Below are 21,234 nucleotides of genomic sequence, written 5' to 3'. Positions count from 1 at the left end.
CGAGAGGGTGCGCTTTCGAGGCGCCGAGCCGGCGCGGGTCAGCGCGCGGCGCGCCAGCCGTAGCGCTGCGAGAGGGCTTGCGCGACCCGACCGTAGGTCGCGCGGTCGAGGGCGCCGGCCGTGCGGCGGATGCCGCTCGTGGGCACGAGGTAGATCTGGTCGACGTCGAGCCACGATGGTCGCCGCTCGCGGTCCCAGTCCCCCGTCCCGAGCGGGATGTGGTCGCGCTCGCCGTCGTGCGGCTTGCTCGTGAGCTTCATGGCCCAGCTGCGGCCACTGTCGGCGCGTGCGAGGACGAGCAGCGGGCGATCCTTGCCGCGCGCGGCATCCTCCGCATACGGAACCCACGCCCAGACGATCTCGCCGGGATCGGGTTGCCCGTCGGGCGTCGGCTCGTAAGCCAGACGCAGGCTGCGCGCATCGGGCAGCGCCACCTCGACGACGGATGCCGCGCCCGCGCCCCCTCCGCCCGACGCGGACGGCATGTTCGGGCGAGCCGGCGTGACCGCCCCCGGCCGCGGACGCGCAGCGGCCGGCCGACCCGAGCCATCCGCCGTCCGACGCGGTCGCAGCAGGTCCCACACACGCGAAAGCACACCCATGCGCCCAAACCTACCCAGCTCGCGAGGCGCGCGCGCCCGTCTCCCCCTCCGCTTCGCCTGGCAGCTCGCGCCGCTTCACCTCTCGCGAAGCGGCGCCGCCTGCCAACCGAGCGCCAACGAGAAAGAGGGCGGGACACCGCGGATCACTCCGCGATGCCCCGCCCGGGTCAGAGCCGGGGTCTGATCAGACCTTCGCGTCCGAGAGGGTGTAGCCGACCTCGCCGTGCATGACCGTGTCGATGCCGGCGATCTCGTCCTCGTTCTTCACGCGGAAGCCGATGGTCTTCTCGATCGCGAAGCCGATGATGAAGGCCAGCACGAAGGAGTAGACGAGGACAGCGAGGGCCGCGATCGCCTGGACGATCAGCTGGCTGGCGTCGCCGCCCATGAACAGGCCCGTGCCGTTGGCGAAGAAGCCGAGGTAGAGCGTTCCGATGAGGCCGCCGACGAGGTGGATGCCCACGACGTCGAGCGAGTCGTCGAAGCCGAGCTTGTACTTCAGCTCGATCGCCAGCGCGCAGGCGGCACCGGCGATGAGGCCGAGCACGATCGCCCAGATGGGGTCCACCGAGGCGCACGCCGGGGTGATGGCGACGAGGCCCGCGACAGCGCCCGACGCGGCGCCGACGGAGGTGGGCTTGCCGTCCTTGATCTTCTCGACGAGCAGCCAGGCCAGGAGAGCCGCGGCGGGAGCGGCGATCGTGTTGATGAAGGCGAGCGCGGCGGTGCCGTCGGCAGCGAGCTCGGAGCCCGCGTTGAAGCCGAACCAGCCGAACCACAGCAGACCGGCGCCGAGGAGCACGAACGGCGGGTTGTGGGGAACGTGGACGCCCTTCTGGAAGCCGACGCGCTTGCCGAGGACCAGGGCGAGGGCGAGAGCCGCAGCACCGGCGTTGATGTGCACCGCGGTACCACCGGCGAAGTCGATCGCCCCGACGCCGAAGACATCCTGCAGGCCCTTGGTGATCCAGCCGCCGTATTCGAAGGAGCCGTCATCAGCGAGGCCGAAGTTGAAGACCCAGCTCGCGACGGGGAAGTAGACGATCGTCGCCCAGACGCCGGCGAACAGCATCCACGCACCGAATTTGGCGCGGTCGGCGATGGCGCCCGAGACGAGCGCGACGGTGAGGATCGCGAAGGTCGCCTGGAAGCACACGAAGGCCATCGGCGGGAAGTCGGCGTCGGCGGGCGTCTCGAGCAGGCTGCTCAGACCGATCGCGCTCCAGTCGATCGACCAGGGGGCGACGGTTCCCTCAGCGCCGGGGAAGGCGATGGCGTAGCCGAAGAGCACCCAGAGGACGCCGATGAGCCCGAGGGCGCCGAAGCTCATCATCATCATGCTGATGACGCTCTTGGCCTTGACGAGACCGCCGTAGAAGAACGCGAGTCCTGGCGTCATCAGCAGGACGAATGCGGCCGCGATGAGTATGAATGCGGTGTTGCCTTGATCCATCTCGAAGGGAACCTCTCTGCAGGGACGCAGGTGTAGCGTCGGGTCCCCTCAGTGTCGAGGCGCTCAGTTTCCCCCGACGGCGCAGTCGTGTTTCCGAACGGTTACGCTGCCGCTCCCCCGGTAAACATCAGGTTTCCTCGCGCCGCACGACTCCTGCACAGGCGCTCAGGAGTGGGTGAGAGCCACGAGGCGCGAGATGGCGCGCAGGTACTTCTTGCGGTATCCCCCGCCGAGCATCTCGTCGCCGAACACCTCGTCGAGCGGACGCCCCGTCGCGCGGATCGGGATCTGCGCGTCGTAGGCGCGGTCGACGAACGCGACGAAGCGCAGGGCGGCCGACTGGTCCGTCAACTGCGTCACGTCACGCAGGCCGATCGTGGCGATGTCATCGACGAGACGGATGTAGCGCGAGGGGTGGACGGTCGCGAGGTGCGCGATGACGTCGGCGAACGCGTCGTCCGAGACGAGTCCGGATGCCGCGGCCTCCGCGATCGTCGCCTCGTATTCATCGGGCGCGAGTGCGACGGCGTGCCCGTCGACGGCACGCTGCCGGTAGTCGGTGCCGTCGATCCGGATCGTCTGGAAGCTCGCCGACATCGCGTGGATCTCGCGCAGGAAGTCCTGAGCGGCGAATCGCCCCTCGCCCAGCGCGTTCGGCGGCGTGTTCGAGGTCGCCGCGAGACGCGTGCCCGACGCGACGAGCTCGCCGAGGAGCCGCGTCATCACCATCGTGTCGCCCGGGTCGTCGAGCTCGAACTCGTCGATGCAGAGCAGATCGGCCCCGCGGAGGAGCTGCACGGTGTTCTGGTAGCCGACGGCCCCCACGAGCGCGGTGTACTCGATGAACGACCCGAAGTACTTCCGGCGTGCCGGCATCGCGTGATAGATCGCGGCGAGCAGGTGGGTCTTGCCGACGCCGAAGCCGCCGTCGAGATAGACGCCGGGCTTCGTCTCGGGCACCTTCTTCGCACGGCGGAACAGTCCCCCGCGCGCCGCGGGGGCGCTGCCCCCGGCGAACGCCTCGAGGAGGTCCTTCGCCTCTTGCTGCGACGGGTACTGCGGGTCGGCCCGGTACGAATCGAACGTCGCCGCGTCGAACTGCGGCGGCGGCACCAGGGCGGCGAGCATCTCGGTGCCGCTCACCTCGGGACGGCGGTCGCTGAGACGCAGGATTCCGGCGGATGTGCTCGTCACGGATCAACCCTAACCGCGTGAAAGGATGACGCCGTGCGTGTGACCGAGATGCTTCCGGAAACCGGCGAAAGCGCCGATTCCGCGACGGATGACGGACGGGCGTGGCTCGAGCGGCGCTACCGGCGAGCGCCGGGCGCGTACGTCCGCCTGAACATGGTGACCACCCTCACCGGGTCGGCTTCCGGCGGTGACGGGACGAGCGACACCATCACGAGCCCGACCGACCGCAGCATCCTCGGCATCATCCGCCGGGATGCCGACGTCGTCGTCGTGGGCGCGGAGAGCGTCCGGGCCGAGGGCTACGTCGTCCCGCGCACCGCTGCCCTCGCGATCGTCTCGCGGTCGGGGCGTCTCGACGGCCACCGCCTGGCCGAGGCCGAGGCCGGGCGCGTCGTCCTCGTCGTCCCCGACGGCATCCACCCCGAGGCGCCGGCCGGGGTCACCGTCGTCACCGCTGGCCGCGGTCCCGATCTGTCCCCAGACGACGTGCTGGCCGCCCTATCGGCCCGCGGCTGGGAGCGCGTCGTCTGCGAGGGAGGACCGACCCTCGCAGCGCAGTTCGTCGCCGCGGGCGTGGTCGACGAGATCTGTCTCACGGTCGCGCCACGGATCGGCCCCGTCCGGCATGCGGTCCTGCCGGTCGCCGACGACCCGCCGACCGCCGTCGCGGGCGCCCTGATGGATGCCGCGGGCTTCAGCTATCTACGGCTGAGCGTCGGCGCTCGAGCCACTCGCGGATGACCGAAGTCCACCGTTCGGGGTCGTAGTTCCACAGCTTCGTGTGCCGGGCGGTCCGGAACACCTCGAGCTCGACGAGGTCGGGACGCGCCTCCGCCAGCTGATACGACGCGTCCGCGGGGACGAAGCCGTCGTCGTCGCTGTGCAGGATGAGGATCGGATGCCGCAGCTCGGCCGCACGCGCGACCACGTCGAGCCGGTCGAACGGTATCGGCGTGTTCAGCCCGACGACCCGCGAGCCCCACTCACTGTCCAGTGCCCGCACGGCCGTGCTCGCGACCGGCCCCGGGATGCGCAGCAGGTGCGCCTGGTAGTCGAGCACGATGCGCCAGTCGATCGCCGGCGATTCGAGCACGACTCCGGCGATGATGTCGCGATGGGCCGAGTTGAGTGCCACCTGGAGGGCGATCGCGCCGCCCATCGACCAGCCCATGAGGAAGATCCGGCGCGCGCCGCGGCGGCGGGCCGCTCCGATCGCGGCATCCACGTCGCGCCATTCGGTCGCGCCGAGCATGTACGTGCCCGAGCGACTGCGCGGCGCCTCGCCGTCGTTGCGATACGACACCAGCAGGGATGAGACACCGGCGGCGTGGAACACCGGCACCGCGCGGAGCGTCTCGGTCCGCGTCGTGCCACGTCCGTGGATCTGAATGACCCAGGTGTCGCTCGGCGCTCCGGTTTCGTCCGTGGCCGGGAAGAACCATGCCGGGCAGGGTCCGAGCGGGGACCCGACGAGCTCGGAGTGGTACGGCAGGTGCAGCTCCGCAGGATCGGAGTAGTACCAGCCGCTGAACGCGGCAGCAGCCGACAGCCGGTCGTCGGTTCCGATCTGCGTGAGCAGCTTGCGCTTGACCGAACTCTCGTCCAGAGCCAGCACGGCACCGACCTTGACGTACGACGCGGTGCCCGTCGTGAACAGCCCGTATCGACCGGGGAGCTCGGTGTCTGGGGTGCGCGAGAGGGTGAGCGTCTGCGCGGCAACGTCGACGGCGAGCAGTTCCGTATCGGGCACCCGCCCCGCGGGCGTCACGACTCTGCGAGCTACGCGCATCGACACGGTGCCGAGCGCCGCGAGCGAGATACCGAGGGCTCCGGCGAGCGCCGCGATCGTCGTCTTCGCGGCGGTGGCTGCTGCGGGAGATGCGCCCGCAGCCCCGGCGCGCCTGGAACCCATCATCGAGGCCTCACTCTAGTCTGTCGACGTGGCCGATTCCCGTCCTCCCGCCGACGCGACGGCATTCGTCGTCGCTCGCGATGCGGTGCTGGCGATGACGTTCCGCGACGACCTCGTGGTGCGCGAGATCCCCGCACCGACCGGGCTCGCGCCGGAGGCCCTCGCACTCGCGGGCGATGTGCGGCCCGAGGATCACGCCGTCGACTCCCCCTACGGCACCGGGCGCATCGTCATCCTCCACGACGACGACGAGCCCGACGCCTGGGGCGGTCCGTGGCGCATCGTCGCTTTCGCTCAGGCGCCGCTCGAACCCGAGATCGGAGTCGATCCGCTTCTCGCCGAGGTCGCCTGGTCATGGCTGATCGACGCTCTCGATCACCGCGACGCCTCGTTCCACTCGGTTTCGGGGACCGCGACGAAGACACTCTCGCGCGGCTTCGGGAGCCTTGCCGAGGAGGGCGACGGTGCGCAGATCGAGCTGCGCGCCTCGTGGACCCCCGTCGGAGACATCACCGCCCACATCGACGCCTGGGCGGAACTGACCTGCATGCTGGCCGGCCTTCCTCCGGGGTCGGAGGGCGTCGCCGTTTTCGGAGCACGCCGGGGGAACCGTGGCTGAATACACCGTCATCGCCGATGACGCCGGACTCGAACGCGCCGCGGAACTGCTCGCGGCCGGTGACGGCCCCGTCGCCGTCGACGTCGAACGGGCGTCGGGCTTCCGATATTCGCAACGCGCCTATCTCATCCAGGTGTTCCGCCGCGGCGCGGGCGTGCACCTGTTCGACCCGCCGGCGATCTCGACCTTCGCGCCCCTCCAGGCAGCGATCGGCGAGATCGAGTGGGTGCTGCATGCCGCGAGCCAAGACCTGCCTTCGCTGCGCGAGGCCGGCCTCGACCCGACATCGATCTTCGACACCGAGCTGGCCGCACGGCTGCTGGGCCACGCCCGCGTCGGGCTCGGCGCCGTGGTCGAGGACACGCTGGGCATCGTCCTCGCGAAAGCGCACTCGGCCGCCGACTGGTCGACGCGCCCGCTGCCGCAATCGTGGCTCGAGTACGCCGCTCTCGACGTCGAGCACCTGATCGACGTCCGCGACGTGCTCGCCCGCGAGCTCGAGGCCCAGGGCAAGGTGGAGTTCGCGGCCCAGGAGTTCCAAGCCGTGCTCGACCGGCCGGTCAAGCCGCCCCGCGAGGATCCGTGGCGCCGACTCAGCGGCCTGCACACCATTCGCGGCCGGCGTGCCCTCGCCGTCGCTCGTGCGCTGTGGACCGCGCGCGAGGAGTACGCCCGCGAGCAGGACATCGCTCCGGGCCGGCTCGTCCCCGACCGCGCGCTCGTCGCGGCGCTCGCCGCCGACCCGAAGACGAAGCAGGACCTGGCGAAGGTCAAGGACTTCACCGGCCGCGCGAGCCGCTCGCAGCTCGACCGCTGGTGGGCGGCCTTCGAGGCGGGCCGGGCCGAGCAGTCGTTGCCGCCGGACCGGCTGCCCGGCGACGGACTGCCGCCGGTGCGGGCCTGGGTCGACCGGAACCCTCCCGCCGACGCCCGCCTGAAGGCGGCGAAGCCACTCGTCGAGCAGCGCGCCGAGGAGCTGTCGATGCCGACGGAGAACCTGCTCACGCCCGAGCTCCTGCGCCGCGTGGCGTGGGCGCCGCCCGCCGAGATCTCCGCTGAGACGGTCGGCGCAGCACTTGCCGAGCTCGGCGCACGTCCGTGGCAGATTGAGCAGACCGCACAGGTGATCGCGCAAGCCTTTGTGGATTCCGTGAACGGGGATGCCGCGCCCTCCTCGAGCGGTTCGTAGGTTCGACCCAACCGATTTTCCCGGCCTCCCCGGCTCTCTAGGCTGGAGTCGATCCCATCTTCTGGAGGCAAAGTGGCCGAGATCTCGGACGTCTACTTCATCGACGGCATGCGCACCCCGTTCGGGCGCGCCGGCGAGAAGGGCATGTACTGGAACACCCGAGCGGACGACCTCGTCGTCAAAGCGATCCGGGGCGTGATCGAACGCAACCCCGATGTGCCGCTCGACCGGATCGATGACGTGGCGATCGCCGCGACGACGCAGCAGGGCGATCAGGGCCTGACCCTCGGCCGCACTGCGGCGATCCTCGCCGGCCTTCCGCAGAGCGTGCCGGGCTTCGCCATCGACCGCATGTGCGCAGGCGCGATGACCAGCGTCACCACGATGGCCGGGTCGATCGGCATCGGCATGTACGACCTCGCCCTCGCGGGCGGCGTCGAGCACATGGGCCGCCACCCGCTCGGCGGCGGAGACACCGACCCCAATCCCCGCTTCCTCACCGAGAAGCTCGTCAGCGCAGATGCCCTGAACATGGGCATCACCGCCGAGCGCCTGCACGACCGCTTCCCGGTCCTCACGAAGGAGCGCGCCGACCGGTTCGGCATGCGCAGCCAGCAGAAGGCGCAGGCCGCGTACGACGCCGGCAAGCTGCAGCCCGACCTCGTTCCCGTCGCGGTGAAGTCCGCGGACGGCGCGTGGGGCCTCGCGACCGAGGATGAGGGGCGCCGGCCCGAGACCACCATGGAGGGCCTCGCGCAGCTGAAGACCCCCTTCCGGCCGCACGGCCGCGTCACCGCGGGCACTTCGTCGCCCCTCACCGATGGCGCGACCATCAGCCTTCTCGCCGGCTCGCGCGCGGTGAAGGAGCTCGGGCTCACCCCGAAGATGCGGATGGTCTCGTTCGGCTTCGCCGGCGTCCAGCCCGAGGTGATGGGCATCGGCCCCATCCCCTCGACCGAGAAGGCGCTCGCCAAGGCCGGCCTGACGATCGACGACATCGGGCTCTTCGAGCTCAACGAGGCGTTCGCGGTGCAGGTGCTCTCGCTGCTCGACCACTTCGGCATCGACGACGACGATCCGCGCGTCAACCCGTGGGGCGGCGCGATCGCGGTCGGTCACCCCCTGGCGGCATCCGGTGTGCGTCTGATGATCCAGCTCGCCGCGCAGTTCGCCGAGCGCCCCGACGTCCGCTACGGCCTCACCGCGATGTGCGTGGGCCTCGGCCAGGGCGGATCCGTGATCTGGGAGAACCCGCACTACACCGGCAAGAAGAAGACCGCGAAGAAGTGAGGCGCGCCGACATGACCTACGACGACATCGACTTCTCCCCCCTCGACGCCCTCACCGGTGACGAGGTCGTCACGCATTCGCTGGTGCGCGATGTCCGGCTCGCCTCGGGCCGCACGCTAGCGCTCGTCACCCTCGACAACGGACGAGACCACACCCGGCCGAACACGCTCGGTCCGGCGACGCTCGCCGAGCTGGGCGGCGTGCTCGACACGATCGCCGCCCGTGCGGCGGCCGGGGAGATCGACGCCGTCGGCATCACCGGCAAGCAGTACATCCTCGCTGCGGGCGCCGACCTCTCCGATGTCTCACGGTTGCCCTCGAAGGAAATCGCGAGGCTCGTCGCGCAGCGCGGGCACCAGGTGCTCGGGCGTCTGTCGCAGCTCGGCGTCCCCTCCTTCGCTTTCGTGAACGGCCTCGCCCTCGGCGGCGGTCTCGAGATCGCGCTCAACAGCACCTACCGCACCGTGGACGCCTCCGCCGCGGCGATCGCGCTGCCCGAGGTCTTCCTCGGGCTCATCCCGGGCTGGGGAGGCGCCTACCTGCTGCCGAACCTCATCGGGATCGAGAACGCGCTCGAAGTGGTCATCAGCAATCCGCTCAAGCAGAACCGCGTGCTCAAGCCGCAGCAGGCGTACGACCTGGGCATCATGGACGCGATCTTCCCCGCGGTGAGCTACCTCGAGGACTCGCTCGCCTGGGCCGACCGCGTGCTGTCGGGCGCCGTCTCGGTCACGCGCAAGAACGAGCCCGGCAAGCTCGAGCGCCTGACCAAGTGGCCGATCGCCGTCAAGGTTGCCCGCGGCATGCTCGAGTCGAAGATCGGCACCGTCCCGAAGGCCCCCTACCTGGCCCTCGAGCTGCTTGAGAAGGCCCGCGGCGGCTCACGCGACGAAGGCTTCGCCCGCGAGGACGACGCTCTGGCCGAACTGATCTCGGGTGACCAGTTCGCCGCGTCGATGTACGCCTTCGACCTGGTGCAGAAGCGCGCGAAGCGGCCGGTCGGCGCTCCCGACAAGGCGCTGGCGAAGAAGGTGACGAAGGTCGGCGTCATCGGCGCGGGCCTCATGGCCAGCCAGTTCGCGCTGCTGTTCGTCCGCAAGCTCCAGGTGCCCGTGCTCATCACGGACCTCGATCAGGCGCGCGTCGACAAGGGGCTCGCCTACATCCGCGACGAGATCGGCAAGCTCGAGGCGAAGGGCCGCATCGATTCCGACACGGCGGGCAAGCTCCGCTCGCTCGTGCACGGCACGGTCGACAAGAGCGAGTACGCCGACTGCGACTTCGTCATCGAGGCGGTGTTCGAGGAGGTCGGGGTCAAGCAGCAGGTCTTCGGCGAGATCGAGAAGATCATCGCCGACGACGCGATCCTCGCGACGAACACCTCGTCGCTGTCCGTGGCGGAGATCGGCGCGAAGCTCGCCCACCCCGAGCGTCTCGTCGGCTTCCACTTCTTCAACCCCGTCGCGGTCATGCCGCTGATCGAGGTCGTGAAGACATCGCAGACGACGGATGCTGCCCTGTCAACCGCGTTCGTCGTCGCGAAGGGCCTCGGCAAGAACGCCGTCCTGACAGCCGACGCGCCCGGCTTCGTCGTGAACCGACTGCTGGCGAAAGTCATGGGCGAGGCGGCGCGTGCCGTCTACGAGGGCACGCCGGTCGCCGATGTCGAGAAGGCCTTCGCGCCGCTCGGGCTGCCGATGGGGCCCTTCCAGCTCATCGACCTCGTCGGCTGGAAGGTCGCCGCACACGTGCAGGACACGATGACCTCGGCGTTCCCCGACCGCTTCTATGCGAACGAGAACTTCCACCAGCTCGCGGAACTGCCCGAGGTCGTCGAGAAGGACAAGGGAGGACGGGTCACCGGCTTCACCAAGGCCGCGGAGAAGATCGCGAAGAAGGCGACGGGTTCGTCGCCGGTCGCGGCCGACACGATCCTCCAGCGCGTTCAGGACGGCCTGGCGCAGGAGATCAAGCTCATGCTCGACGAGGGCGTCGTTCCCGAGGTCCAGGACATCGACCTGTGTCTCATCCTGGGCGCCGGCTGGCCGTTCGTCGACGGCGGTGCTTCGCCCTACCTCGATCGGGAGGGCGCATCGGAGCGGGCGTTCGGCGACACGTTCCACCACCCGCCCATCCGCGGGATCGCGAACCGCTGACAGCCAGCGCTGCACCGCCGACGAGGACCCCGTGGCATGAAGCCGCGGGGTCCTCGTCGCGTCACGCCGGTCGGCCCTGCGCGCTCTGCACGCGCAGGTCGCGCTCGCGGACATCGCGCTGCTCGATCACGATGCGACGCAACGCGGCCGGCGCCCCGGGGTTCGAGTCCAGCCACGTCGTCGCCGCCGTCAGGTCATCCGTCGCCGGGAACAGACCGCGCACGAGGCGGCGCGCGATCTCGATGCTCCGGGTCTCCCAGACTCGGCCGATGCGCGAGAAATAGTCGCCGTCGAGGGCCGCGATGAGATCGCGCCGCCCTCCGGCGCGGACACCCGCGATCGTGGCGTCGAGCTCGTCGTTCGACAGGGTCTCGTCTGTCCATGCCGCGACCCACGCGGCCTCGCGCACCGGCGCCTCCGGCAGCGCCGCTCGGGCGGCGCGGTGGGCTCGCCTGCCCTTCGAGGTATCGTCGCGGACCAGCTCGGCGTCGATCTCGGCGGCGCTGGCCTGGCCCGTCGAGGCGAGCGCGAACAGCCAGCTCCATCGCAGGTCCGCATCGAGCACGAGACCCTCGGGGAGCTGCCCTTCGCCGGCGAGCAGCTGGCGCAACGACGCCGCACGCCCCGCATCCACCGCGGCGGCAGCGCCCAGGGCGCGCGCCCAGACAAGCTGGGCGTCCGTCCCGGGGCGGGCTTCGTGCAACGACCGCCAGACGGTCTCCAGCCAGCGCGCGGCGAGCGACTCGCGCTGTGCGGGAGCGGCGTAATGGGCGATCGCGTAGTCGGCATGCGCGACCGCGTCGGTGAGGAGGCCGATGTGGGTCTCGGCCGCGGCGTGTGCTCCGACGATCTCGAGGTAGCGCGCCACTTCGAGGCGACCGTCGCGAACCGCGTTCCAGAGCGCGGCCCACGCCACCGAACGAGCGAGCGGGTCGCCGACCGTCGAGAGCGAGCGCTCGAGGGCTGCCGTCGTGTCACCGTCGAGGCGCACCTTGGCATAGGTGCGGTCGTCGTCGTTCGGGATGATCACGCCCGCGGCATCACCGGGCAGCGGCGTCCGGGCGTCGACGAGATCGAGCTCGACCCCGCCCTCTCGGCGGAGCGCCCCCTCCGACGCCGCGTACCGTCCGATCGTCACGCGGTGGGGTCGGGGATCGGTCTGGACGATCGTGACGCCGTCCGATCCATCGCGCTCGACCGACAGATCCGACATCCCGGTGGTCTCGAGCCAGGCGCGACTCCACGCCCGCAGGTCGCGCCCGGAGGTGTGCTCCAAGGCGTCCAGCAGATCACCGAGCGTGGTGTTCCCGAAGGCGTTGTCGGCGAAGTACTTGCGCGCGCCGGCGAAGAACGCCTCCTCCCCCACGTACGCGACGAGCTGCTTGAGCACGGAAGCTCCCTTGGCGTACGTGATCCCGTCGAAGTTGAGCTTGGCCGCCTGCAGGTCGGGAATGTCGGCCACGATCGGATGCGTGGTCGGAAGCTGGTCCTGCTCGTAGGCCCACCCCTTCCGCCGGCTCGCGAAGCTCACCCAGGCATCCGGATAGAGCCCGGTCGCGACAGACGCATGCGAGCCCATGAAGTCCGCGAAGGACTCCTTGAGCCACAGGTCGTCCCACCACCGCATGGTCACGAGGTCGCCGAACCACATGTGCGCCATCTCGTGGAGGATCGTGTTGGCGCGGGCCTCGCGCTGCGCGGCGGTCGCGGCCCCGCGGAAGACGTACGCCTCGGTGAACGTGACGAGACCGGGGTTCTCCATCGCGCCGAGGTTGTACTCGGGCACGAAGATCTGGTCGTACTTGCCCCACGGATAGCCGAGCCCGAACGCCTCACCGAAGTACGCGAGCCCACGGCGGGTGATGTCGATGATCTCCTCGGCGTCGAGGTACGGCGCCAGCGAGGCACGGCACAGGACGCCCAGGTCGACAGGTCCCTCGGGTCCGTCCCAGACCGCGCCGACGCGGTGGTAGGGGCCTGCTGCGACGGCGGTGATGTAACTGGAGATCGGGAGGGTCTCAGCGAAGGTGACCTCGGTACCGCCGTCGAGGTCCCGGCGGTCGGTCTCCGCACCGTTGGACAGCACCCGCCAGCCCTCCGGCGCCGCGACCCGCATCCGCCAGCGTGCCTTCAGGTCCGGCTGCTCGAAACACGGGTAGACGCGACGCGCGTCCGCGGGCTCGTACTGCGTGTACAGGTAGACGGCGCCGTCGACCGGGTCGACGAAGCGGTGGAGGCCCTCGCCCGAGCGGCTGTAGACGCCGCGCGCCGCGATCAAGACGGTGTTGCGCTCCGCGAGGTCGCGGATGCGGATGCGCGCGCCGTCCCATTCCACGGGCCGGCTCTCGCCGTTCACGATGACCGCATCGACGCTCGAACCGAGGAAGTCGACCCAGGTCTCACCGCCGACGCGCGCATCGAACGACAGGATCGCGCGGGTGCTGAACGTGGTCTCCTCGGCGCGCGGGGCGTCACGGACGTCGAGGGAGACATCGATGGTGTGGAGCCGGACCTCGGCTGCACGATGCTGGGCGTCGGTACGGGTGAGGTTGTCGCCGGTCATCCCTCCATGCTTCCACGGGAGCGGGGAAGCCTGTGGCCGGGGCTGCCTGCACGCTAGTATCTGAACATGTTCAGCACCCCGGAGCCGACCGGATCGAAGCGCGACCGCACACGTGCCCTGATCGTCGATACGGCGCTGCGTTCGTTTCGCGAACGCGGCTACGACGCGACCACCATCCGCCGCATCGCATCGGAGGCCGGCGTGTCGGTCGGGACGACGAACTACCACTTCGCGTCGAAGAACGAGCTCGTGCAGGAGTTCTACCTGCAGGTGCAGCAGGGTCACCGCGCGGCCGCCCTGCCCGGACTCGAGTCGAAGCGCGACCTCAAGGACAGGCTCGCGATCGTCTTCCACACGGGCCTCGATCAACTGACGCCGACGCATGGCCATGCGCCCGAGTTCCTGACGGCCGCCGTCTCGCCGCGATCGTCGATCAACCCGCTGTCGCCCGAGTCGAACGCCTCGCTCGCGATCGTGGAGGATCTGTTCCGTACCGCCGTCGACGGTGCCGACCACAAGCTTCCGAAGGACATCGCCGAGGCGCTGCCCGGCGCGCTCGTTCTCGCGCATCTGCTGCTCGCGATGTACTGGGTCTACGACGAGTCCGATCACCAGGCGAAGACGCGGCGCTTGCTCGACAAGGGCCTGGCACTGCTCGCGATGGCGCTCCCACTGGCGCGCCTCCCGATGCTGCGGCGGCCGGTGCGGGAACTTCTCGACCTCATCGCCGAGGCCCGCTCGTGACGGGCGCCGGCCCGCAACAGCAGCGCGCACCACGTCGAGACTCGCCCCGCACGGATGCCGAACCCCTCGCGTTCACCCGCGCCGAGTTCCTGGCGGGCATCGCCCGCGCGTGGGGCGCGACCACGCTGCTACTCATCGTCGCCTGGGCGGTGCTGACGGGCGGCTTCAGCTTGGTCGTGGGCACCGTGATGATCTTGGTCGTCTCCGTGCCCGCTGTGGTGATCGGCTCCCCCGGCGCATACGCACTCGGCCGCCTCCTGCGACGTTCGCCACGTGTCGGCGCACATCTCATCGCTTTCACGGCCTACGGCGCGCTGGTCGGCTTCGCCACCACGGCCGTCGCCCTTCCCTTGCTCATCGGCGACTCGGGCGACGGGTGGATCGAATCGATCGCCTTCCTCGTCAACGTGCCTCTCAGCGCCCTCGGACTCGCAGGCGCCTGGTTCATCACCATGCGGCGAGCCCTCCGCCTCGACGCCGAGGTGTTCGGCGACGTCGTGCCGACCTCGAACCCGGACGCCGCCACCGAGGATCCCCTCGACGAGAACTACCGCATCATCTCCCCCGACCGGCGACGACGTCAGCGGCCGCGAGGCTGAGGCTCGCCGTCGCTCGCACCCGCGCGGCCCGGCGCGTCGGCGGCATCCGCCCAGTCCGTCGCGGCATCCGCGCTCGGCCGGGCGATCGGGATGCGGGTACCGAGGACCTGCGCGACGACGTCGTGCGCGATCTTCGCGGACGTCAGACCCGCGTCGTCGAGGATCTCGTAGCGCTCCGCGTGATCGATGAACTCGTCGGGCAGTCCGAGCTCGTCGACGGCCGTGTCGATGCCGGCCTCGCGAAGAACCTGGCGGATGCGTGTGCCGATACCACCGACACGGATCCCGTCCTCGATGGTGATGACGAGCCGGTGTCCAGCGGCGAGATCCACGACCGAGCGAGCGACCGGGACCACCCAGCGAGGATCGATGACGGTCGCGCCGATTCCCTGTGCTCGCAGGCGCTCGGCGACCTCGATGCCCAGGCGCGCCATCGGGCCGATGCCGACGATGAGGACATCGTCCGATTCGCCCCGCACCAGCACGTCGGTTCCGTCGTCCAGACGTTCCACAGCGGGCAACTCGTCGCCGACCGATCCCTTCGGATATCGAACGACCGTGGGCGCGTCCTCGATGTCGACGGCCTCACGGAATACCTCGCGGAGACGCTCAGCGTCTCGCGGCGCCGCGATACGGACGCCGGGCACGAGCTGGAGCATCGCGAGGTCCCAGATGCCGTGATGGCTGGGTCCGTCGGGTCCGGTCACGCCGGCCCGGTCGAGGACGAACGTCACACCTGCACGGTGCAGCGCGACATCCATCATCATCTGGTCGAACGCGCGGTTCATGAACGTCGCGTAGATCGCGACGACCGGATGCAGGCCGCCGAAGGCGAGGCCGGCGGATGCCGCGACGGCGTGCTGCTCCGCGATGCCGACGTCCAGGACACGGTCGGGGAACCGCTGCGCGAAGGGCAGCAGCCCGGTCGGACGCAGCATCGCCGCAGTGATCGCGACGACATCGCCGCGGCGCTCCCCCGCAGACACGAGCTCCTCGGCGAACACGTCGGTCCAGGTCGTCTTGCCACCGGAGGAGACCGGCTGGCCCGTCGCAGGGTCGATCTTCCCCACGGCATGGAACTGGTCGGCTTCGTCGAGTCGGGCGGGCGCGTAGCCGCGGCCCTTCTCGGTGATCGCGTGCACGATGACCGGAGCACCGTACGACTTCGCGAGGCGCAGGGTCTCGATCATGGCCTCGAGGTCGTGGCCGTCGACGGGTCCGAGGTACTTGATATCGAGATTCGAGTACAGGGCCTCATTGTTCACGAACCGGGACAAGAATCCGTGAGTCCCACCGCGGAGTCCGCGGTAGACGGCCCGCGCCGCCGGCCCGAGGCGGCCGAAGAGCGACGCTGAGCCTTCGTGCAACGACCGGTAGCCCTCGGTGGTGCGCACCTTGTTCAGGAAACGCGCCATGCCGCCGATCGTCGGCGCGTACGAACGGCCGTTGTCGTTGACGACGATGACCAGGTTGCGATCGTTGTCGTCGGAGATGTTGTTGAGCGCCTCCCACGTCATCCCGCCGGTCAGGGAGCCATCGCCGACCACGGTGACGACATGGCGGTCGGTGCGACCGGTGCGGGCGAAGGCCCGTGAGATGCCGTCGGCCCAGCTGAGCGAGCTCGACGCGTGCGACGACTCGACGACGTCGTGCTCGCTCTCGCTGCGCTGCGGGTAGCCAGCCAAGCCGCCCCGCGAGCGCAGCCGCGAGAAGTCCTGGCGGCCCGTGATCAGCTTGTGCACGTAGGACTGATGCCCGGTGTCGAAGACCACCGGGTCGTTCGGAGAGTCGAAGACCCGATGGATCGCGAGGGTGAGCTCGACGACTCCGAGGTTGGGTCCGAGGTGCCCGCCGCTGCGCGCGACGTTCTCGACGAGGAACGAGCGGATCTCACCGGCGAGCGTCTCGAGCTGAGCGATCGAGAGGGCGTCGAGATCGCGCGGGTGCGAGATCGAGGAGAGCAACGACATCGAGCTCCTCCTTCCATCGGGTGCCGGTAAGTCTAATCAGCGGGATGCACGAGAGGCCGGAGCTGGACGCTCCGGCCTCTCGTGGACTACTGCAGCTCCGTGTCTCAGACGAGCGAGCGCAGCACGTACTGCAGGATGCCGCCGTTGCGGTAGTAGTCGGCCTCACCGGGGGTGTCGATGCGCACGATCGCGTCGAACTCGACCGTCTGCTTGCCCTCGGGCGAGAACTCGCTCGGCTCGGCGACGACCTTCACCGTCTTCGGGGTGACGCCTTCGTTCAGCTGTTCGAGTCCCGTGATCGAGATGATCTCGGTGCCGTCGAGTCCCAGCGACTTCCAGCTCTCACCGGCGGGGAACTGCAGCGGGACGACGCCCATGCCGATCAGGTTCGAGCGGTGGATGCGCTCGAAGCTCTCGGTGATGACCGCCTTCACGCCGAGGAGGTTGGTGCCCTTCGCCGCCCAGTCGCGCGACGAGCCCGAGCCGTACTCCTTGCCGCCGAAGATGACGAGCGGCGTACCCTGCGCCTGGTAGTTCTGGCTCGCGTCGTAGATGAACGACTGCGGGCCGCCCTCCTGAGTGAAGTCGCGCGTGTAGCCGCCCTCGACGACCTTGCCGTCGTTGACCGCTGCCGTGAGCTCGTTCTTCAGACGGATGTTGGCGAAGGTTCCGCGGATCATGACCTCGTGGTTGCCACGGCGCGAGCCGTAGGAGTTGAAGTCCTTCTGCGCGACGCCGTGCTCGGTGAGGTACTGCGCGGCCGGGGTGCCGGCCTTGATGTTTCCGGCCGGGCTGATGTGGTCGGTGGTGACCGAGTCGCCCAGCGTCGCCATGACGCGCGCACCGGTGATGTCGGCGACCGGGGTCAGCTCCATCTGCATGCCGTCGAAGTACGGCGCCTTGCGGACGTAGGTCGAGTCCTCGTCCCACTCGAACACCGGGCCGGTCGGCGTGGGCAGGTTCTTCCAGCGCTCGTCACCGTCGAACACGGTGGCGTACTGCTTGATGAACTGCTCACGCGAGATCGACGAGTCGATGATCTCCTGGACCTCATCGGGAGCGGGCCAGATGTCCTTGAGGAAGACGTCGTTGCCGTCCGAGTCCTTGCCGAGCGCATCGGTCTCGAAGTCGAAGTTCATCGACCCGGCCAGGGCGTACGCGACGACCAGCGGCGGCGAGGCCAGGTAGTTCATCTTGACGTCGGGGCTGATGCGGCCTTCGAAGTTGCGGTTGCCCGAGAGCACCGCGGTGACCGCGAGGTCGTTCTCGTTGATCGCGGCCGAGACCTCTTCGATCAGCGGGCCGGAGTTTCCGATGCAGATCGTGCAGCCGTAGCCGACGGTGTAGAAGCCGAGGTTCTCGAGGTCCTTGTCGAGGCCGGACTTCTCGTAGTAGTCGGTGACGACCTTCGAGCCGGGGCCGAGCGTCGTCTTGACCCACGGCTTGCGCGTGAGGCCGCGCTCCGAGGCCTTGCGGGCCAGCAGACCTGCGGCGATCATGACCGACGGGTTCGACGTGTTGGTGCACGACGTGATGGCCGCGAGCGTCACTGCGCCGTTGTCGAGCATGTAGCTCTCGCCCGACGGCTGCGTGACCTTCACCGGGTTGGATGCCGCATGGCGTGCGCCGCTCGAGAGCAGACCCGCGTGCGCGTGGTCGTGCTGGTGCGAGACGGTGTCGTCGGAGTGGGTCTCGTGCTCGACGCCCGGGGCGTTGCCCGGGTCGGACGCCGGGAAGGTGCCCTCGACCTCGACGGCCTCGTCGGCGGCCGTCGCGTAGTTGAGGATGTCCTTCGCGAACTGCTCCTTCGACTCCGACAGGAGGATGCGGTCCTGCGGGCGCTTCGGGCCGGCGATCGACGGGACGACCGTCGAGAGGTCGAGCTCCATGTACTCGCTGTAGCTCGGCTCGTTCGCGGGGTCGTGCCAGAGCGACTGCTCCTTCGCGTACGCCTCGACGAGGGCGACGGTCTGCTCGTCGCGGCCGGTCAGGCGCAGGTAGTCGAGCGTGACGTCGTCGATGGGGAACATCGCGGCGGTCGACCCGAACTCGGGGCTCATGTTGCCGATCGTGGCGCGGTTCGCGAGCGGGACGGACCCGACGCCGGCGCCGTAGAACTCGACGAACTTGCCGACCACGCCGTGCTTGCGCAGCATGTCGGTGATCGTCAGCACGACGTCGGTCGCGGTGACGCCCGCGGGGATCTCGCCGGTGAGCTTGAAGCCCACGACGCGCGGGATGAGCATCGACACGGGCTGACCCAGCATCGCGGCCTCGGCCTCGATGCCGCCGACACCCCAACCCAGGACACCGAGGCCATTGACCATCGTGGTGTGCGAGTCGGTGCCGACACAGGTGTCGGGGTACGCACGGAGCACACCGTCGACGTTGCGGTCGTAGATGACCTTCGCGAGGTGCTCGATGTTCACCTGGTGGACGATGCCGGTGCCCGGGGGGACGACCTTGAAGTCGTCGAACGCGCCCTGACCCCAACGGAGGAACTGGTAACGCTCGCCGTTGCGCTCGTACTCGATCTCGACGTTGCGCTCGAGGGCGTTCTCGCTGCCGAAGAGATCGGCGATGACCGAGTGGTCGATGACCATCTCGGCGGGCGAGAGCGGGTTGATGCGGTTGGGGTCACCGCCGAGCGCGGTCACCGCCTCGCGCATCGTGGCGAGATCGACGATGCAGGGCACGCCCGTGAAGTCCTGCATCACGACGCGGGCCGGGGTGAACTGGATCTCGGTGTCGGGCTCTGCCGAGGCGTCCCACGAACCCAGCGCGCGGATCTGCTCCTGCGTCACGTTCGCGCCGTCCTCGGTGCGCAGGAGGTTCTCGAGCAGCACCTTGAGGCTGAAGGGAAGACGGTCGTAACCCTCGACCGTGTCGATCCGGAAGATCTCGTAGTCGGTGCTGCCGACCGTCAGGGTGCTCTTGGCTCCGAAGCTGTCAACAGTGGACACGTCTGCTCTCCTTCATCGGCGGGCCGCGCGCTCGCGCGCACTGTCCCATCATCCCCTCGCCGCACCGGTCGATCTAGTGAGGCGACCCTTAGTCGGATCGGGGGAAATTTATCTTGACGTCAAGATAAATGTATCACTCGGCGGGCCGCTTATAGAGCGCCCGCACGGCGAGCCAGGTGACGGCCGCGAGCGGGGCGAACAGCGGCAGGCCCATGACGAGCTTCAGGGTTCCGAGGGCGGCGACTTCGTCGGCGAAGTACAGCGGCAGTTGCACGGCGAGCCTGAGGTAGAAGAGCCCCGCCCAGGCGATCGCGAGCCAGAAGTAGACGCGGCGCTTGCGCTTGTCACGCCTCCAGGCGACGCCCTCGTTCATGAGGAATCCGGCGGCGAGTCCGATGAGCGACCATCCAATGAGGGCCGAGACCAGGAAGGCGGTCCCGTAAGCCGCATTGGTGATCAGACCCGGGATGAAGTTGTCCTGCCCCCGCCCCGTCCACAGCGCCAGCCCCGCGGCCGCAGCGGTAGCGATGAGACCTCCGAATGCGGCTCCTGCCGGGCCGCGCTGGATGAGGCGCAGCAGCGTGAACACCGCGGCGACGCCCACCGACAGCCCGAGCGACAGCCAGAGATTCGCCTCACGGGTCTGCGGGTCCGTCGTGAGCGTGAACACGACGATGAAGACCAAGCCGGGGAGGACGGCCTCGACGATGCCGCGGAAACCGCCCATCGCGCGCCAGACGACGCCCCCGGTCGAAGCCTCGGTGTCGGGATCGAAACCGGCCTTACGCGCAGCCTCGCCGAGCGCGGCTCCGAGAACGCCCGAGGTCGAGGCCACCGGTTCGGGCGGGGTCAGATCGGCGGGGCGCTCGGTCGCGGCCTCGCGCCGTTCGTCAGCGCTCACGCCGAGCCGGGGGTCGCCGGCATCTTGAGCGGGATGAGGTCACGCGGCGGCATCGGCGATCCGCCGCGGACGACCACGAGCGACCGGAAGAGGTCCTCGACCTGCGCAGCCGCGTCGACGTCATTGGTCGCCGCACCGCCGATGACGCCTCGGAGGAACCACCGCGGCCCGTCGACGCCGACGAAACGTGCGAGACGCTTTCCGCTGCCCTCCGCCCCGGCCATCACGGGGACCTCGGCGAGCAGCTCCGGGCCGAGCGGGCCTTCGCGCTCCTCGACGCGACCGCCCTGCTGGCGCACCTGCTGGCGGATCTGCTCGCGCGTCTCCTCCCAGAGCCCCGTCGAACGGGGCGCTGCGAACGGCTGGACCTGAAGCGTCGAACCGGCGTAGTCGAGACCGACCGCGACAATGCGCTTCGTCTGTTCCTCGACCTCGAGACGCAGGTTCAGCCCCTCGCGCGGCAGCACCTTGATACCGCCCAGATCGATGTACGGACGAACCGGGTTGGCCTCGGACTCGTCGAAGGGGCCTGCCGTGGCCCGGTCGGCGGGTGCCGACTTCGCGTCGTCGCTCATGCGGGTACTCCTGTCTGCTGCTGATAGCCGGTCGAGCCGAAACCGCCCTCACCGCGAACGCTCTCGGGCAGGGTGTCGACGGGGATGAAGCGGGCCCGGGTGACGGGCATGACGATCAGTTGGGCGATGCGGTCGCCGGGCGCGATGTCGTACGGCTCGGCGGTGTCGGTGTTCAGGAGCGTGACCTTGATCTCTCCGCGGTACCCGGCGTCGACCGTCCCCGGCGAGTTGACCACGGTGATCCCGTGCTTCGCCGCGAGCCCGCTGCGCGGCACGACGAAGGCGGCGAAGCCGTCCGGCAGGGCGATTCGGACACCGGTCCCCACGAGTGCGCGCTGCCCGGGCTCGAGACGCAGCTGCTCGACGGACACGAGATCTGCTCCGGCATCTCCGGGATGGGCGTAAACGGGAACGTCGGCGGCGATAATGGGGACGTCCACGGATTCGGTCACCCCACGAGGCTAATGCACAGTTCCGCCCCCGCCACCTCGCCCGCCACAAGCT

17 protein-coding genes are annotated in these 21,234 nt (G+C 69.5%); 7 read left to right on the top strand and 10 right to left on the bottom strand.

The window, feature by feature from the left end; translation table 11 throughout:
- Nucleotides 1-38: 38 nt before the first annotated feature.
- The 3 genes from P6897_RS06810 to zapE all read right to left on the bottom strand — a co-directional run bounded on the left by P6897_RS06810 (nt 39) and on the right by zapE (nt 3,249).
- Nucleotides 39-602: a type II toxin-antitoxin system PemK/MazF family toxin gene (locus P6897_RS06810; protein WP_274177700.1), complete on the bottom strand. Its 564-nt coding sequence runs from the start codon at nt 600-602 to the stop codon at nt 39-41.
- 184 nt (nt 603-786) lie between these two features.
- Nucleotides 787-2,055 (bottom strand): ammonium transporter, encoded by a 1,269-nt coding sequence (locus P6897_RS06805; RefSeq protein WP_112614198.1) that lies wholly within the window; start codon nt 2,053-2,055, stop codon nt 787-789.
- Between the two features lie 165 nt (nt 2,056-2,220).
- Nucleotides 2,221-3,249, bottom strand: a complete 1,029-nt coding sequence (gene zapE, locus P6897_RS06800; protein WP_274177699.1) for a cell division protein ZapE — start codon at nt 3,247-3,249, stop codon at nt 2,221-2,223.
- A gap of 33 nt (nt 3,250-3,282) precedes the next feature.
- On the opposite strand from zapE, the gene P6897_RS06795 reads away from it, so the two are divergent.
- Nucleotides 3,283-3,990 (top strand): dihydrofolate reductase family protein, encoded by a 708-nt coding sequence (locus tag P6897_RS06795; protein WP_282502422.1) that lies wholly within the window; start codon nt 3,283-3,285, stop codon nt 3,988-3,990.
- Here the strand turns inward: P6897_RS06795 and P6897_RS06790 are convergent.
- On the bottom strand, nt 3,944-5,164 hold the full coding sequence (locus P6897_RS06790) for an alpha/beta fold hydrolase (protein ID WP_274177697.1): 1,221 nt from the start codon (nt 5,162-5,164) through the stop codon (nt 3,944-3,946). The two genes, P6897_RS06795 and P6897_RS06790, sit on opposite strands and share 47 nt — an antisense overlap.
- 25 nt (nt 5,165-5,189) lie before the next feature.
- Here P6897_RS06790 and P6897_RS06785 point away from each other — a divergent pair, with 25 nt between their 5' ends.
- The 4 genes from P6897_RS06785 (at nt 5,190) to P6897_RS06770 (ending at nt 10,415) form a co-directional block, all read left to right on the top strand.
- Complete coding sequence (locus P6897_RS06785) at nt 5,190-5,780, top strand: DUF3000 domain-containing protein (protein WP_114587835.1); 591 nt, start codon at nt 5,190-5,192, stop codon at nt 5,778-5,780.
- Complete coding sequence (locus P6897_RS06780) at nt 5,773-6,969, top strand: HRDC domain-containing protein (protein ID WP_282502421.1); 1,197 nt, start codon at nt 5,773-5,775, stop codon at nt 6,967-6,969. The genes P6897_RS06785 and P6897_RS06780 overlap by 8 nt, the downstream gene beginning before the upstream one ends.
- 72 nt (nt 6,970-7,041) lie before the next feature.
- Nucleotides 7,042-8,259 carry a thiolase family protein gene (locus tag P6897_RS06775; RefSeq protein ID WP_112614188.1) on the top strand — a complete coding sequence of 406 codons (1,218 nt, stop codon included), beginning with the start codon at nt 7,042-7,044 and terminating at the stop codon, nt 8,257-8,259.
- A gap of 11 nt (nt 8,260-8,270) precedes the next feature.
- Entirely contained in the window at nt 8,271-10,415 is a 2,145-nt protein-coding gene (locus P6897_RS06770) for a 3-hydroxyacyl-CoA dehydrogenase NAD-binding domain-containing protein (RefSeq protein WP_282502420.1), read from the top strand.
- 61 nt (nt 10,416-10,476) lie between these two features.
- Here P6897_RS06770 and pepN read toward each other — a convergent pair whose 3' ends face one another.
- The gene (gene pepN, locus P6897_RS06765; protein ID WP_274177694.1) at nt 10,477-12,978 is read right to left on the bottom strand and encodes an aminopeptidase N; all 2,502 of its coding nucleotides are present in this window, start codon (nt 12,976-12,978) and stop codon (nt 10,477-10,479) included.
- A gap of 66 nt (nt 12,979-13,044) precedes the next feature.
- On the opposite strand from pepN, the gene P6897_RS06760 reads away from it, so the two are divergent.
- Together P6897_RS06760 and P6897_RS06755 are read left to right on the top strand one after the other, a co-directional pair.
- The gene (locus P6897_RS06760; protein WP_282502419.1) at nt 13,045-13,722 is read left to right on the top strand and encodes a TetR/AcrR family transcriptional regulator; all 678 of its coding nucleotides are present in this window, start codon (nt 13,045-13,047) and stop codon (nt 13,720-13,722) included.
- Nucleotides 13,719-14,321, top strand: a complete 603-nt coding sequence (locus P6897_RS06755) for a hypothetical protein (protein WP_274177693.1) — start codon at nt 13,719-13,721, stop codon at nt 14,319-14,321. The genes P6897_RS06760 and P6897_RS06755 overlap by 4 nt, the downstream gene beginning before the upstream one ends.
- Here P6897_RS06755 and dxs read toward each other — a convergent pair.
- The 5 genes from dxs to dut all read right to left on the bottom strand — a co-directional run bounded on the left by dxs (nt 14,303) and on the right by dut (nt 21,182).
- Nucleotides 14,303-16,291, bottom strand: a complete 1,989-nt coding sequence (gene dxs / locus P6897_RS06750) for a 1-deoxy-D-xylulose-5-phosphate synthase (protein ID WP_282502418.1) — start codon at nt 16,289-16,291, stop codon at nt 14,303-14,305. The genes P6897_RS06755 and dxs overlap by 19 nt on opposite strands.
- 104 nt (nt 16,292-16,395) lie before the next feature.
- Complete coding sequence (acnA, locus tag P6897_RS06745) at nt 16,396-19,254, bottom strand: aconitate hydratase AcnA (RefSeq protein ID WP_274177691.1); 2,859 nt, start codon at nt 19,252-19,254, stop codon at nt 16,396-16,398.
- Nucleotides 19,255-19,387: 133 nt separating this feature from the next.
- A complete protein-coding gene (locus P6897_RS06740) occupies nt 19,388-20,155 on the bottom strand; it encodes a DUF3159 domain-containing protein (RefSeq protein ID WP_274177690.1) in 768 nt (255 codons plus the stop codon).
- Nucleotides 20,152-20,730: a DUF3710 domain-containing protein gene (locus P6897_RS06735; RefSeq protein ID WP_112614172.1), complete on the bottom strand. Its 579-nt coding sequence runs from the start codon at nt 20,728-20,730 to the stop codon at nt 20,152-20,154. Before P6897_RS06735 ends, P6897_RS06740 begins: the two co-directional genes overlap by 4 nt.
- A complete protein-coding gene (dut, locus tag P6897_RS06730; protein ID WP_181574120.1) occupies nt 20,727-21,182 on the bottom strand; it encodes a dUTP diphosphatase in 456 nt (151 codons plus the stop codon). The genes P6897_RS06735 and dut overlap by 4 nt, the downstream gene beginning before the upstream one ends.
- Nucleotides 21,183-21,234: the final 52 nt, after the last annotated feature.

Origin of the sequence: Microbacterium sp. BDGP8, assembly GCF_029991045.1 — a bacterium.
GTDB lineage: Bacteria > Actinomycetota > Actinomycetes > Actinomycetales > Microbacteriaceae > Microbacterium > Microbacterium plantarum.
Note: the sequence above shows the minus strand (reverse complement) of the source record. Positions and strands in the feature narration are given on the sequence as shown.

What these genes read in the sequence shown, in the direction of transcription:
- P6897_RS06810 (WP_274177700.1), bottom strand. Translation starts at nt 602, where the DNA reads ATGGGTGTGCTTTCGCGTGTGTGGGACCTGCTGCGACCGCGTCGGACG.
- P6897_RS06805 (WP_112614198.1), bottom strand. Translation starts at nt 2,055, where the DNA reads ATGGATCAAGGCAACACCGCATTCATACTCATCGCGGCCGCATTCGTC.
- P6897_RS06790 (WP_274177697.1), bottom strand. Translation starts at nt 5,164, where the DNA reads ATGATGGGTTCCAGGCGCGCCGGGGCTGCGGGCGCATCTCCCGCAGCA.
- P6897_RS06770 (WP_282502420.1), top strand. Translation starts at nt 8,271, where the DNA reads ATGACCTACGACGACATCGACTTCTCCCCCCTCGACGCCCTCACCGGT.
- pepN (WP_274177694.1), bottom strand. Translation starts at nt 12,978, where the DNA reads ATGACCGGCGACAACCTCACCCGTACCGACGCCCAGCATCGTGCAGCC.
- P6897_RS06760 (WP_282502419.1), top strand. Translation starts at nt 13,045, where the DNA reads ATGTTCAGCACCCCGGAGCCGACCGGATCGAAGCGCGACCGCACACGT.
- dxs (WP_282502418.1), bottom strand. Translation starts at nt 16,291, where the DNA reads ATGTCGTTGCTCTCCTCGATCTCGCACCCGCGCGATCTCGACGCCCTC.
- P6897_RS06735 (WP_112614172.1), bottom strand. Translation starts at nt 20,730, where the DNA reads ATGAGCGACGACGCGAAGTCGGCACCCGCCGACCGGGCCACGGCAGGC.